Source organism: Chryseobacterium ureilyticum (genome assembly GCF_900156735.1).
GTDB lineage: Bacteria > Bacteroidota > Bacteroidia > Flavobacteriales > Weeksellaceae > Chryseobacterium > Chryseobacterium ureilyticum.
Genome location: NZ_FTOL01000008.1, coordinates 171,466 through 185,623 on the forward strand (window position 1 = coordinate 171,466; position 14,158 = coordinate 185,623).

Consider the following 14,158-nt stretch of genomic DNA (forward strand, 5'->3'; position numbering starts at 1 on the left):
AATTTTTCAAATGCAGGGAGAAGACGATTTAAGAGGCTTAGCCAAGATAATGGCTTTTATGCGGGCAGTAAGTATCCTTTTGGTACTGATGCACCTTTATTGGTTTTGCTACACTTTCTTTTTAGAACGTGGCTGGACATTAGAAATCATCAATAAGATATTAGGGAATTTCAACCGGACGGCAGGACTTTTTGAACATACGTTATATACCAAAGTGTTCGCTTTGGTATTGTTGGCTTTAAGCTGTCTGGGAACAAAAGGCGTAAAAAATGAAAAAATAACATGGTCTAAAATTTATGTGGCGTTGGGTATTGGATTTGTGTTATTCTTTCTCAATACGCCACTCTTAAAGCTGTCGCCAGTTGCCGGAACATTCCTTTATATCCTTACGATGGCGGGCGGTTATATTGCCTTATTGATGGCGGGTGTGTGGATGCACCGTTTACTCAACAACAACCTGATGGACGACGTTTTCAATAATGAAAATGAGAGTTTTCAGCAGGAAACCAAGCTGATGGAAAACGAATATTCTGTCAATCTTCCCACGAAGTTCTATTACAAAGGCAAGTGGAACAACGGCTGGATTAACATTGTGAATCCCTTTCGGGCAACGATCGTGTTAGGAACTCCGGGTTCCGGTAAATCGTATGCAATCGTAAACAACTACATCAAGCAACAGATTGAGAAAGGGTTCTCCATGTACATCTATGACTTCAAATTCGATGACCTTTCTACCATTGCCTACAACCACTTATTGAAGAACAGGGATAAGTACAAAGTACAGCCCAAATTTTATGTGATAAATTTTGACGACCCACGCAAGAGCCACCGTTGCAATCCGCTTAATCCCGGCTTTATGACGGACATATCCGATGCCTACGAAGCGGCATATACGATCATGCTAAACCTTAACAGGTCGTGGATACAGAAGCAAGGGGATTTTTTCGTCGAGTCGCCAATTATATTGTTGGCAGCCATTATCTGGTTTCTTAAAATCTACGAAAATGGTAAGTTCTGTACCTTTCCCCATGCTATTGAGTTGCTGAATAAGAAATACGCTGATGTATTTACCATTCTGACCTCTTATCCCGAATTGGAAAATTATTTGTCGCCCTTCATGGATGCCTGGCAAGGCGGAGCACAAGATCAATTACAAGGTCAGATTGCTTCTGCCAAAATCCCTTTGTCGAGAATGATTTCGCCACAACTCTATTGGGTTATGACAGGCGACGATTTTTCTTTAGACATCAACAACCCAAAAGAGCCTAAAATTTTGTGTGTCGGAAACAACCCCGATAGACAAAATATTTACTCAGCAGCTTTGGGTTTATATAACTCCCGAATTGTAAAATTAATCAATAAAAAAGGACAGCTTAAAAGCTCGGTTATCATAGACGAATTGCCCACAATTTATTTCAGGGGACTTGACCAACTCATCGCAACTGCGAGAAGTAATTTCGTATCTGTATGCCTTGGTTTTCAAGATTTTAGTCAATTAATACGTGATTATGGCGACAAAGAAAGTAAGGTAATTCAGAACACAGTTGGTAATATTTTTAGCGGTCAGGTCGTAGGCGAAACAGCGAAAAATTTATCAGAACGTTTCGGAAAAGTTTTACAAAAACGGCAGAGTATGACGATTAATCGTAATGATAAATCTACTTCCATTTCAACCCAATTAGACAGCCTTATTCCGGCTTCAAAAATCAGTACCCTTACACAAGGTATGTTCGTGGGTGCTGTTTCCGATAACTTCGACGAACGTATAGAGCAAAAAATATTTCATGCGGAAATCGTGGTTGATAATGAAAAGGTTGCTACCGAAACCAAAGCGTATCAGAAGATACCCGAAATTTTATCCTTTGTCGATGAAAACGGAGTAGATAATATGAAACGGGATATTGATAACAATTACCGTCAGATAAAATTAGACATTGTTCATATCGTGGAGAGTGAAATGGAACGCATCAAGAATGACCCTGATCTACAACATTTGGTACAACAATAGCCAAGACTTATGCTAAGAGATGATTGAAAAAAATATAAATTCTGCCACACGAATGACGATCCAAACACTTTACATCAACCAATTTCCCGGTTTAGATGAGTATAGAACAGTTCATAAGTCAATTTACCCTATTCAATTATTTTTTTTGACTATTGGTATCTTTGATTGGATAATTTTGTAAACAGAATCAACTGTATGAAAAATAGCAATATGCGGTTGCTATCTGATTGAAAAAAAAGGCAGATAAAATGGAAGTAGTAATAAAAAATCTCAGAGATAAGGATTTCGATATGGCAAGAAAGTTTGCTGTCGAAGGCATGCACTTATCATGGTACGCAACCAACAAGTTAGAACTCTATATCTACAGCAAATATTTCTGGTACTTGGAAATTACCAAAGCAACACGGGCATACGGAGCCTATATGGATAATAAATTGGTGGGCGTACTCTTAGCAGACATAAAGGGTAAACCAAAAATTTTTACCTCCTTTTATTACAGAGCCTTTGTCAAAACTATTTCTTTTTTTATCAATCTCTTTTACTGGAAAGCATCCAGTATATATGACGATACCAATGTAGAGATGCTCAATGAACTGAAAAGGACAAACGAAATTGACGGTGAACTGAATTTTTTCGCTGTTGACCCTACCATCAAGGGCAAGGGGATCGGAACACTCCTGCTTGACCGATTGGAAAAGGATGAAAAAGATAAAATGATCTACCTGTATACCGATTCCGGATCTACCTACCAGTTTTACGAAAGGCGGGGTTTCACTATGTCGGGTAAACGGGATATCACGATGGAGATACACGGAAAAGAGGTCGCATTGACCTGTTATATATTCAGTAAACGATTTTAAAAGCCTTGAAAAATTCAAGGCTTTTTTATTGGTAGGGGCTTATATACCTACGCTACATGGTTTCGTACCGGGCTTTTTACTACCTGTAAAAAACAATGCTTAATTTTCTTTTATCGGCTTGCTCCCAAGCAAAAAATAACTCACCAAATTCCTATATCATAGGTAGTTGCTACTACTGACTTTCAAACTGTGTCCAACCAAATTCTCAGCAAACGACTTAAACGGATATAACACAATTGAACGGTGAATATTTACCGTTCGGTTTCTTTTTCAAGCATACGCTTTAATGCCCAGGCTACCTTTGGCAAAAAAATAAGTGATCATGCGTAATAAAATATTTTTAATTGTCGGTGTTTTACTGGTCGTTGGGCTGGTATGGTTCAAACTTTCAAGCAACCAAAAAAAGGTGGATAAAGAGATTCGTGCAGAACAGGAAGCAGTTCCGTTCGCAATAGAAGCTATTGCTGTTACCGAAGAGCAGTTTGACGATTCTTTTTCTTATCCCGGACAACTGGAAACCACAGGGATGGTAAATTTAGTTGCGGAAACGGATGGTAAGGTTGTAAAACTAAACATCCAGAACGGTAGTAAGGTCAGTAAAGGTCAGGTCATCGCTGTCCTTGAAAACCCAATGAAACAGCCATCCCATCAGATACACCAGATCGAGTACGAAAAAGCAAAGGTAGACTATCAGCGGTATGCCGAATTACATAAACAGAACAATGCGACAGGCGTAGAACTGGAAACTGCCCGACACGCCTTGAACATGGCAGAAAAGCAACTGAAAATCTCCCAGTCTGAACTTAGCCGTACAACGGTCATTGCTCCGATCAGTGGCGTTATTGCTACCAAATCCGCAAGTGTAGGTGACTACCTGTCACCCGGAAGCCCTGTCGCTGTTATTATTCCTTTAAACCAGCTTGAAGTACGTTTTCAGGTTCCCGAAAAGGAAATTTCCAAGATCAAACAGGGCAAACCAGTTCGTTTTACCGTAGACGCCTATCCGACACACCATTTTGAGGGTGTGGTTTCAGCGATCATTCCCAACGCTAATCAGGCGAAAACATTTCCTGTACTTGCCAAGGTGAACAACAACCAGCACGGCATCACATTGATGGGCGGAATGACGGTGAATGTGGATATGGACGCATCGGAAAAAATTTCTACACTGGTTATCCCACGCACGGCGGTAAGAGGTGATTTCAATGCCCCTTATGTCTGGTTGGTCGGTGAAGGCAAAAAAGCCGTTCGCCGTCCGTTCCAAAAAGGCAGGGAACTGGAAGATTATATCGAAGTCATATCCGGTCTGAAGCCCGGTGATATCGTGGTGACCAAAGGACAGTCCAATATTACCGAAGGAATAGACCTTACATCGGTAAAGATTACTGAAAGCAAAGCAGATATCAACTAATAAACCCAAAAGAAATGAAGTTAACAGAACTGGCGATCAAACGCCCCATATTATTTATTGTCTTTTACCTGATCATAGCAGGTCTGGGTATATTGGGATATAGCAAACTCCGCTATGAACTATTGCCCGAACTGGCAACCCCCGTCGTTACGGTAACAGCCGTATATCCGGGAGGAGCACCGAGTGAAATAGAAAACACGGTATCCAAAAAATTGGAAGACGCCATATCCGGCGTAAACAAGATAAAAAGGGTCAGCACTTATTCTGCCGAAAACTCTGCGGTCGTATCCATTGAGTTTGTTGCCGATGCTGATCCCGAAAAAGCGATTCAGGATGTACAGCGGGCGATAAACAAAGTACTCCCTGAACTCCCTGCTGCCGTAAAATCACCCACTATTGAAAGTTACAGTATCAACGATGAGCCTGTACTAAGAATAGGAACTACTGCGAATATTCCTGAAGCACAGTTGTACGAGATGCTGGATAAGCAGATCAGACAGGGTATTTCACAGATCAACAATGTAGGGCGTGTTACGCTTCTTGGTGGTTCTCCAAGGGAAGTTAAAGTTGCCGCAGACCTTGAAAAGCTGAGGGCCTATGGCATTGGCATGGATGAGCTTGCACAGGCTATCCAAAGCAGTAATGTCGAGATACCCATTGGTGCGGTAAAATCAAAAGACGGCGAATTTGACGTGCGTACCACAGGTAAAGCAACGGACTTCGAGCAACTTCGTATGCAACCCGTACGTGTCCAGCCGGATGGCAGTACCATATTCGTAAAAGATGTCGCCAATATAACAGAAGGACAAAAGGAGGCTACGGTCATGAACCGTGTAAACGGCAAGAACTCCATCGCCCTGCTGGTCAACAAGCAGACCGGGGCAAATGCCGTGGAAGCCGCAAAACTGGTACGGGAACATCTGACAGAACTGGAATCCCTGCACAGCAACATCGGGCTTAAGTTTTCTGTTATTTCCGATTCATCGGAATTTACACTCAAAGCGGCTAATTCCGTGTACTTTGATTTCTTTTTGGCGGTATTGCTCGTGGCACTTGTTATGCTGGTGTTCCTGCACAGTCTGCGAAATGCAATCACCGTACTGATCGCTATTCCAACCTCCCTGTTGGTTGCTTTCATCATGATGTTCGCTATGGATTACTCCCTGAACCTGATGACGCTTCTCGCTATGTCTCTTGTGATCGGGATTCTGGTGGACGACTCCATTGTGGTGCTGGAAAATATCTACCGTCACATGGAAATGGGATCTGAAAGAGTGAAAGCATCCCTTGACGGTCGTACAGAGATTGGTTTTGCTGCGATGTCCATTACACTGGTGGACGTAGTGGTATTCCTGCCCCTTGCTTTTGTGCCGGGGCTTGTAGGTAGCCTTGTTAAAGAATTCGCTTTAGTCATCGTGGTTTCCACACTGTCCAGCTTAATGGTGTCTTTCACTTTGACACCGATGATATCGTCACGTTTTGCGAAACTTACCCATCTGGACGGAAAGACTATCTTCTCCCGTTTTGCGATGTTCTTTGAGAAACAGATTGCGAAGCTGACCGATCTTTACGAAAGGATACTGGCATGGTCACTTGTTAATAAATGGAAAACTGTCGGTATTTCCGCTGCTTTCCTGATCGCTTCACTAAGCCTGCTGTTCACAGGGCATGTAGGTAGCGAGTTTGTTCCCGCTACGGATAAGGGTGAGCTTTCGCTGATGGTCACAGCCCCTCCGGGTACACGTATCCAGGAAATGGATCGCATTGTCAAATCTATTGAACAGAGAGTGAATGAAGTGCCGGAAGTTACTAATCAGTTTACGCTTGTCGGTTATCAAAGTGATGGCTCAGGGGAGAACCGTGGCGGTAACGTGGCAAGTATAAACATATCGCTCGTTGAAGCTAAAGACAGAAGTAAATCCATTTCAGAAATAGGACGGGAACTTAAAAAAATCGCCTTGCTGGAAGCGGGTGTGAAAGTCGATGTTTCCACTGTAGGTCTCTTCGGAACCAATGCCGCTCCGATACAGCTACTGTTGCACGGAGAGAACAGAGATACTGTATTTGCAACCGCAAGACGACTTTTGGAAGATATCAGGAAAGTGGACGGTATCGTTGCTCCAAAGCTCTCTGTAGAGGATGAGAAACCGTCGTTACAGGTAAATATAGACCGTAAAAAACTCGGTGACCTCGGTCTGACCGTAGAGGGGATCAGTACGGCACTGCGTATAGCCGTGAACGGTTACGAAGATATGAAATATACAAAGGACGGTACAGAGATCGATATGCGTATCTCCCTGCGTGAACAGGACAAAGCGACCACAAGCAATATTGAAAATTTCCCGTTCGTTAACGCTCAGGGTCAGATGATATACCTCAAACAGTTTGCGGATGTCCGTTTAGCCACCGCACCATCTATGCTCGAAAGAAGAAATAAACAGTCCGCAGTGATGCTGATGGCAAAGGTAACCGGCAGACCTACCGGAGATATCGGCGAGGACATCAAGGCTATCGTAGCTAAAAATCCGCTACCTGCATCCGTTACGCTTCGTTATGAGGGCGACCTCGATTTGCAGGATGATGCTTTCGGAAGCCTTGCCGTGGCACTGGTTATGTCACTCTGCCTGATCTACCTGATCATGGTCGCATTGTATAACAACTGGGCATACCCGTTTGTCGTATTGTTCTCCATTCCGGTAGGTGTCGGAGGTTCCGTGGTCGCTTTAGCTTTAGCTGGAAATTCACTGAATATCTTTTCCATATTCGGATTGATCATGATGATGGGGCTTGTGGCGAAGAATGCCATCTTGTTGGTCGACAGGGCAAACGAACGACTTGCCGAGGGAGATTCTCTCAGAGCGGCACTTTTGGATGCCGGACGTACAAGGTTGAGACCGATCCTGATGACCACGCTGGCAATGGTAATTGGCATGCTACCACTGGCATTGTCAAAAGGGGCATCTTCGGAAATGATCAGCAGTCTGGCATGGGTACTTATAGGCGGGCTTACCAGTTCGATGTTCCTGACCTTGCTATTGGTTCCTGTCGTTCATTATGGTATTACCCGTTTGATGGAACGATCAAAACAACGCAAGGCACTCAAAGTAAACAAGTCCGGTATAGCGACTGTTCTGCTACTGATAGGTGGACTGCAACTGTCCGCACAGACCCAGCCGATTCCCGCTGATTCCGTGTACAGGCTGACCGTGGAGCAAGCGGTCGGGCTTGGGCTTCAAAACAACAGAATGGTCAAGGCAGGAGAACTTTCGACCTTGAAATCACAGTATGCGACAAAGGAAATCGAGGCAAACCGCTATCCGCAGATCAACGCATCGACCACCTACATACGTAACATCAAGCCGACCGTTTTCTTTTTCCCCGGTATCGGTGTTTCACCAACGGGAGATTTGACGATTGACAATTCAAGAATGATGCCTGTAAACGGATCGGCAAAGAATCATTTCAGCGGTTTGGTGGATTTACAGTTACCGATATTTAATCCCCAGCTTCGTGAAGGAATCCGGTTGTCCAAACTGAACACAGCGTTATCGGAAGCGGAGCGGGAAATGACCAAATGGGAACTGGCTGATGAGATACGCAGGGCTTATTATAATATCCGCTTAGCGATCCTTAACAGGGAACTTGTCCATAAGGCAATAGAACGGGCAGAACAGACCATGCACGATACCCGTGTCCTTTATAAAAATGATCTGGCACTTGTATCGGATACCTTGAATGTGTATATCAATGTGCAGAATCAGAAACCGAACCTCTACATGGCAGAAAATCAGATTGTACAGGCGACGGATTACCTGAAAGAGCTTATAGGACTGCCTTTTGAGAGTACGGTTTTGTTGCAGGAAAGCATTTCTGAAGAAACCCTTACAAGCCTGTTGTTTACAGAGCAGAACGGCTCTCCTGTTTTTGAAGGCAGACCTGACATCAGGCAGAATATATCACAACAGGCTCTGGCTAAAAAACAGATTGATCTGGATAAAAGCCGTAGGCTTCCCACACTGGATTTTATCAGCCAGTACCAGATTCAGGCTCAACATGACCATTTCAGGTTGAACCAATATACCTGGCCGAACAGTTTCTATGTGGGGCTACAGCTCAACATTCCTATATTCAGCGGTTTCAGGAACGATCACAAGGCAAAGCAGTCCACTATTGCATTGCAGGAACTGAAAATAGCAGGCGAACAGCTTAACAGTAAGGCACTGTTGGAATACCGTAAAGCTCAGGGAGACCTGCAAGAAGCCATGTCACGGATCAACGTTGCAAAAGATATTGTACAGGCATCAGAAAAGAGCCTGGAACTGATAGATGCCCGTTACCGAAAGGGAGTTGGACGTTATCAGGACGTACTTGATGGTCAGTTCAGTCTGATACAGGCAAATAACAGCTACAATAAGGCAGTATATGATGCTTTCATTGCTTCGGCTGCACTGAAAAAAGCAATCGGCACTATACAATAGAACCGGACTCATTAATACGATAAAAAACGATAACATTTAAAATATGACAAAAAGAATCGTAATGCTGTTAACACTTGCAGGGCTGGCTTTTACGGCGTGTCAAAACAATAAGAAACCGGACAACGAGAATGCTTTGAAAGATGCTGTAAATACAACGGACACGGTGTTAAATACAGCAGACATTGCTTTCACATTAGCTAAAAACTATTTTGTAAATAATACAGTAACAAAACTGGAGCATCCCAGAATTGAAACACAGGAACAGTTTAATGAAATTTTTGGAATGGCGGCTCACATGGGAAATGATGGAAAGCCTACCGTTATTGATTTTTCCAAACAAAATGTATTGGCGGTTGTGCTTCCGGAAACGGACAGGGAGACGAAAATATACCCTGTAAGTTTACAGAGAGATGAAAACGGCGAAATCCTGCTGACCTATGGGGTAAAGGTGGGCGAAAAACAGACCCATACAACAAGACCGAATCTTGCGGTGATTATTGCCAAGTCGGAAAAGGGAAACGTCCGTTTAAATGAAATAAAACTCTTGAAATAATTTATAACAAAAATAATAAAACATGAAAAATCTATTTTTAAGTTTTGCACTGCTGCTTATAGCATCGTTCACCTATGCACAGGAAATAAAAGGAAAATGGCTGACAGACGACGGTGAAGCCATTGTAGAAATTTATCAGTCGGGAGACAAGTTCAATGGTAAGATCGTATGGCTGAAAGATGCCAATGATGCACAGGGCAAACCATTGACCGATCAGGAAAACCCGGACAAGTCCAAACGTAGCAAACCTCTTATCGGACTGCTTATGTTAACGGACTTTAAGCAGAACAACGGAAAATGGGAAGGTGGCAAAATCTATGATCCATCGGAAGGAAAGACCTATAAATGTACCATGTGGCTTGAAAATGGCAAGCTAAAGGTGCGGGGCTATGTCGGCATGTTCTACCAGACACAAACGTGGACACGAAAATAGCAGGTGAATGTTAATTGCTAATGCATATCACGGTCAGCTCAACGATAATGTTTAAATTCGTACTGTTATGACATTTCAAAAAAAGGGATTTAAGTTTATCGGTTACTTTATCATCGGAGTAGTGTTCTATGGAATGCTGCTCCTGATAAACCCGTGGGATTATCCGCTCACAAAAGAGTTCGTGCTCGAAGTGCTCCGTGATCTGGCGGTGACTTTCATCGGTGTGTTGACCATAATGGAAAGCAGTTTTTGGGTCAGCAAAAAGCTGGATAAACATTTCCCGTGGCGTTCTGCACTTACCAAAAGGATTTTTATTCAGATCGGTATATTGATGGTTATCGTCAGTTCCGTACTGTTTCTTTCACGGCTGTTGATCCCCGATGCATACTATGATGAAACAACGGTTCGGCAGGTATTTGTAACCGGAACAGTTATGTGCATACTTTTTTCTGCGGTATTTACGGCTGCTTCGTTCTTCATCCAATGGAATACGGCGACGGTCACGCTGGCGAAGTATGAAGAAAAAGTGGCTAAGGCAGAACTGGAATTTTTGAAAATGCAGATAGATCCTCATTTTCTCTTTAATAATTTCAGTACGCTTACTTCCCTGATAGAAGAGGATTCACAGTTGGCGGTTGAATATGTACAGCAACTTTCAAATATCTACAGGCACGTACTGAAAGACAAAGAACACCATGTAGTTCCGCTGAAAGAGGAACTGGAATTTATACGTTCTTATCTGTTTCTGTACGAAGCAAGGTATCAGGAAAGTCTGATGGTGAAAATTGATATACCGGACAGCCTTATGAACAAAGGCATTGCCACGGCAACCATGCAGTTATTGGTTGAAAATGCTATCAAACACAATTCGATCAGCAGGCAAAGCCCTTTAAAAATAGAAATACTTGCTGACCAGGACGGTATCGTAATAAAGAACAACATTAACCCTGTGACTACCCAAAGAGCCAGCAAAGGCATTGGTTTGAAAAATATAACAGAAAGGTATCAGCTTCTCGGAAACGAAGTGGTTTCGATAAAGCACGATGATGATTTCTTTTGGGTGAGGGTTCCATTTTTAGAACTTAAGCGATGATAAAAGCAATAATAATTGAGGATGAACTGTTGACAGCCAACCGACTGAAACGGCTTATTTCAAAGGTTCGGGAAGACATTGAAATCGTGGCTATATTACACACGGTTAAGGAAACGCTGGAATGGCTCTCCGCTAACGATGAGCCGGATCTGTATTTCATGGACATTCAGTTGTCGGATGGTCTCAGCTTTGACATTTTTTCCGAATTTGATATTCAGAAGCCCGTCATTTTTACCACGGCTTACGACGAATATGCGATCAAGGCATTCAAAGCAAATGGCATCGATTATTTGCTAAAACCCGTAGCGATAGAAGATATTAAGCAAAGCCTGATGAGGTATCGTCAGTTGAATCCGGTAACTGCTATCCCCGATCTTCAACTTCTCCTTAAAGATATTTCAGCGAACCCAACGAGGTTTAAGAACAATTTTCTGATAGAGTGGAGAGACAGGTTACTGACGATCTCTAAAGATGAGGTCGCCTATTTTCAGCTCTCCAATAAATTAACGCATCTGGTTACGCTGGATAATAAGCCCCATGTGCTTTCCTCCACGTTAGACTTGCTGGAAAAAGAGGTTGACCCTTATACCTTTTTTCGGATAAACCGTCAGTTCATCGTTTCAAGAAAATGTATACGGCAGATACATATTTATTTTGGCAACCGTCTTAAGCTCGTGCTTTCCCCTCAGCCTGATGAAGATGTCATTGTGAGCAGAGACCGTGTACCTGACTTTAAAGCCTGGCTGGATAGTTGATCCAGCCCGTCCTATCGTTTTAAAAAAGAATACAAATGAGATTACTATTTTTCTGGCCGGCATGCCGGCATGAATCCCTATTGCCTTTTTTTATTGCCTTTTTTCCACTGTTCAGCATGGCTCAGGAAGATTCCCTCCGACAGGCTCCTGCCCGTAATCCGCTGGTCATTGAGTTCGATCTGGAAAACGGTGGAATCCTGAAACAAAAGGAACTGAGGGATATGACCTATAAGGATGCCTACTATCAGGGAGCCAACCTGAGGATCGGCTGGAAACAGAACAGTAAGCGGTATGCCTATAATGCACTCTACAATAACCCCATCTATGGCGTGGGGATCTATTCGGGTACCTTTAACAACGACATTATAGGAAATCCGTTCGCCGTGTACGGCTTCGTGCAGGTTCCCTTTTCCCCGGAAAGTGACCGCAGATGGTCGTTTGACTACCGGATCGCACTGGGTCTGACAGGTAACTTCAAACCCTATGACAAGGTTGACAATCCATTGAACCTGGCAATTGGCTCCCGGAACAACGTTTTTATCGATTTTGGCCTTCGTGCACAGTACCGCCTCCATGCAAAATGGAAGGCAGGGATCGGCGTGTCGTTCCACCATTTTTCAAACGGAGCCATGGCACTGCCTAACCGAGGTATCAATCTGGTGCCACTGTCACTTTCGGTCAGCTATCAGCCACATCCGGAAGCTATGATAAGGCACGATGCCCCTATCGCACCATTTCCAAAAAAATGGCTGTACCACATCAATCTCGGGACGGGTGTCAAACAGCTCAGTCCCGACTCGGACGACAGCTACCTCAAAGCGACTATCGGGATCTATGCCAGCAGGCACGTATCCCACAAATGGCGTCTGGGAGCCGGAGTGGACTTTTATTATTCTGGTTCTGGGAACGATAGCAAAGTGGCGGGCAGAAAGGCAGGAGCCTTTGGCTCCCAGTTTTCGGGAGGGCCGACCCTGTATATCGTACATATCCTGGATGAACGCCTTGTGCTAAACGGAAATATCGGCTATTACCTGCACAGGCAGGAGTTCAACGGTGAGGTAAATCCCTTTTTCCTAAGGGCTGGAGCTCGGTATTACGTGTATAAAAATATCAATGCCGGGGTATCCATCAAAGCACATATGGGCAAGGCTGATTTTGTCGAATGGACAGTGGGTTATACCATCAATAGATAATTTCATAAAATCATGAAAGTAGTGAAAAATAAAAAAGAATGCTTAACATTCAGTAATGAGTGTCCCCAATGGCCCATGCGGATAAGAGCAGGGATGCAGTGGACAGTACTGTGCCTCAGTTTCCTCCCTCTGGCACTTCATGCTCAGACTCCCACAGATTCTACTGGCATTGAAGCCAAACAGGATACCATTAAGCAGAAGGATCTGTTTGATGTCATCGAAAAGATGTTTAATATACATACCTCCGGAACCTCGTGACACCACGGATAAGCCATTCAGCTTTTCCGTACTGCCATTGACTACAGATGTTCCCGGAGGTGGCAGGGCTTTGGTCACCACGGTAACAGGAAGTTTTTATCTCGGAAGCCGAAAAAACACGAATTTATCCGAAGTCTGGTTTGTTCCCTATTTCGATTTTGAGGGCAGGTATGGACTCCCTGTACGTTCCTACATCTGGCTGGATCGTAACAAATGGGCTTTACGAGGCGATATGCGGATTTTGAAATACCCGGAATACACCTACGGATTAGGAAAGCTAAAAACTGATGATGACAAGTTATTAGTCGATAGGTCATATCTGCGTGTTTACCAGCAAATATTCAGACAGGTTTCTCCCGGACTGTTGTTAGGGGTTGGATATCATCTTGATGTCAATTCAAAGATTAAAACAAACTCCCAAGACCCAACACTTACACAATTTTCCGGATACAATTATGGAACCACGAACGGAACAACCAGCACCTCCTCCGGTATCAGCTTCGATTTACTATATGATACGAGGGGTAGTTCGATAAATGCATCAAAGGGAAGCTACTTAAATATTACGTACAGGATGAATCCCGAATTTATGGGTAGTGATCGTTATTGGCATTCTTTGTATGTGGATGCCAAAAAATATTACAGATTGACCAAGTCTCCTGAACGGCAGAACCTGATCGCATTATGGAGCTATTACTGGACAACATTTAATTCCAATGCTCCTTATTTTGATCTGCCATCCATTGGATGGGATGATTTCAATACTTCGGGTCGTGGTTTTCAGCAGAGCAGGTTTCGTGCGAAATCCCTGTTTTATCTGGAAGCGGAATATAGAAAGGACATCACACGTGATGGACTGCTCGGATTTACACTGTTTTCAAACCTCAATAGCACAGAGGACTATAAAAATCCGCTGTTCTCTAAATGGAGTTTAGGCGTCGGTGGTGGGCTAAGGATTAAGGTCGATAAATTATCCGGCACAAATATATCGTTGGATTATGGTTTCAGCCGTGGCTACCACGGCTTTTACATAACATTGGGGGAATATTTTTAATCTTCTGTGGCTACGCCTGTATAGACTTTTCCTTTTAAACCAAAAACACTAAAATAAAGCTG

11 protein-coding genes are annotated in these 14,158 nt (G+C 43.4%); all 11 read left to right on the plus strand.

The features are described from left to right. Positions 1 to 10 precede the first annotated feature (10 nt). Complete coding sequence (gene mobC / locus BW983_RS19245; protein ID WP_072997297.1) at positions 11 to 2,008, plus strand: conjugal transfer protein MobC; 1,998 nt, start codon at positions 11 to 13, stop codon at positions 2,006 to 2,008. 248 nt (positions 2,009 to 2,256) lie between these two features. Continuing rightward, a complete protein-coding gene (locus tag BW983_RS19250) occupies positions 2,257 to 2,868 on the plus strand; it encodes a GNAT family N-acetyltransferase (RefSeq protein WP_072997298.1) in 612 nt (203 codons plus the stop codon). Between the two features lie 322 nt (positions 2,869 to 3,190). Beyond that, positions 3,191 to 4,279 carry an efflux RND transporter periplasmic adaptor subunit gene (locus BW983_RS19255; RefSeq protein ID WP_072997299.1) on the plus strand — a complete coding sequence of 363 codons (1,089 nt, stop codon included), beginning with the start codon at positions 3,191 to 3,193 and terminating at the stop codon, positions 4,277 to 4,279. A gap of 14 nt (positions 4,280 to 4,293) precedes the next feature. Beyond that, positions 4,294 to 8,757 carry an efflux RND transporter permease subunit gene (locus tag BW983_RS19260; protein ID WP_072997300.1) on the plus strand — a complete coding sequence of 1,488 codons (4,464 nt, stop codon included), beginning with the start codon at positions 4,294 to 4,296 and terminating at the stop codon, positions 8,755 to 8,757. 43 nt (positions 8,758 to 8,800) lie between these two features. Then, positions 8,801 to 9,310, plus strand: coding sequence for a hypothetical protein (locus tag BW983_RS19265; RefSeq protein ID WP_072997301.1), 510 nt, complete (start codon positions 8,801 to 8,803; stop codon positions 9,308 to 9,310). 22 nt (positions 9,311 to 9,332) lie between these two features. Then, the gene (locus BW983_RS19270) at positions 9,333 to 9,743 is read left to right on the plus strand and encodes a DUF2147 domain-containing protein (protein WP_072997302.1); all 411 of its coding nucleotides are present in this window, start codon (positions 9,333 to 9,335) and stop codon (positions 9,741 to 9,743) included. Between the two features lie 223 nt (positions 9,744 to 9,966). After that, a complete protein-coding gene (locus tag BW983_RS19275) occupies positions 9,967 to 10,836 on the plus strand; it encodes a sensor histidine kinase (protein ID WP_167370010.1) in 870 nt (289 codons plus the stop codon). Beyond that, positions 10,833 to 11,591 carry a LytR/AlgR family response regulator transcription factor gene (locus tag BW983_RS19280; protein WP_072997304.1) on the plus strand — a complete coding sequence of 253 codons (759 nt, stop codon included), beginning with the start codon at positions 10,833 to 10,835 and terminating at the stop codon, positions 11,589 to 11,591. The genes BW983_RS19275 and BW983_RS19280 overlap by 4 nt, the downstream gene beginning before the upstream one ends. A gap of 35 nt (positions 11,592 to 11,626) precedes the next feature. Further along, positions 11,627 to 12,784 (plus strand): acyloxyacyl hydrolase, encoded by a 1,158-nt coding sequence (locus BW983_RS19285; protein WP_221405655.1) that lies wholly within the window; start codon positions 11,627 to 11,629, stop codon positions 12,782 to 12,784. Between the two features lie 93 nt (positions 12,785 to 12,877). After that, positions 12,878 to 13,042: a hypothetical protein gene (locus BW983_RS24175; protein ID WP_167370011.1), complete on the plus strand. Its 165-nt coding sequence runs from the start codon at positions 12,878 to 12,880 to the stop codon at positions 13,040 to 13,042. A 37-nt stretch (positions 13,043 to 13,079) separates the two neighbouring features. Further along, on the plus strand, positions 13,080 to 14,096 hold the full coding sequence (locus BW983_RS19295; protein WP_072997307.1) for a BamA/TamA family outer membrane protein: 1,017 nt from the start codon (positions 13,080 to 13,082) through the stop codon (positions 14,094 to 14,096). Positions 14,097 to 14,158: the final 62 nt, after the last annotated feature.

Coding starts and splice junctions, on each gene's coding strand:
- mobC (WP_072997297.1), top strand. CDS start 11: ATGCAGGGAGAAGACGATTTAAGAGGCTTAGCCAAGATAATGGCTTTT.
- BW983_RS19250 (WP_072997298.1), top strand. CDS start 2,257: ATGGAAGTAGTAATAAAAAATCTCAGAGATAAGGATTTCGATATGGCA.
- BW983_RS19255 (WP_072997299.1), top strand. CDS start 3,191: ATGCGTAATAAAATATTTTTAATTGTCGGTGTTTTACTGGTCGTTGGG.
- BW983_RS19260 (WP_072997300.1), top strand. CDS start 4,294: ATGAAGTTAACAGAACTGGCGATCAAACGCCCCATATTATTTATTGTC.
- BW983_RS19265 (WP_072997301.1), top strand. CDS start 8,801: ATGACAAAAAGAATCGTAATGCTGTTAACACTTGCAGGGCTGGCTTTT.
- BW983_RS19270 (WP_072997302.1), top strand. CDS start 9,333: ATGAAAAATCTATTTTTAAGTTTTGCACTGCTGCTTATAGCATCGTTC.
- BW983_RS19280 (WP_072997304.1), top strand. CDS start 10,833: ATGATAAAAGCAATAATAATTGAGGATGAACTGTTGACAGCCAACCGA.
- BW983_RS19285 (WP_221405655.1), top strand. CDS start 11,627: ATGAGATTACTATTTTTCTGGCCGGCATGCCGGCATGAATCCCTATTG.
- BW983_RS24175 (WP_167370011.1), top strand. CDS start 12,878: ATGCAGTGGACAGTACTGTGCCTCAGTTTCCTCCCTCTGGCACTTCAT.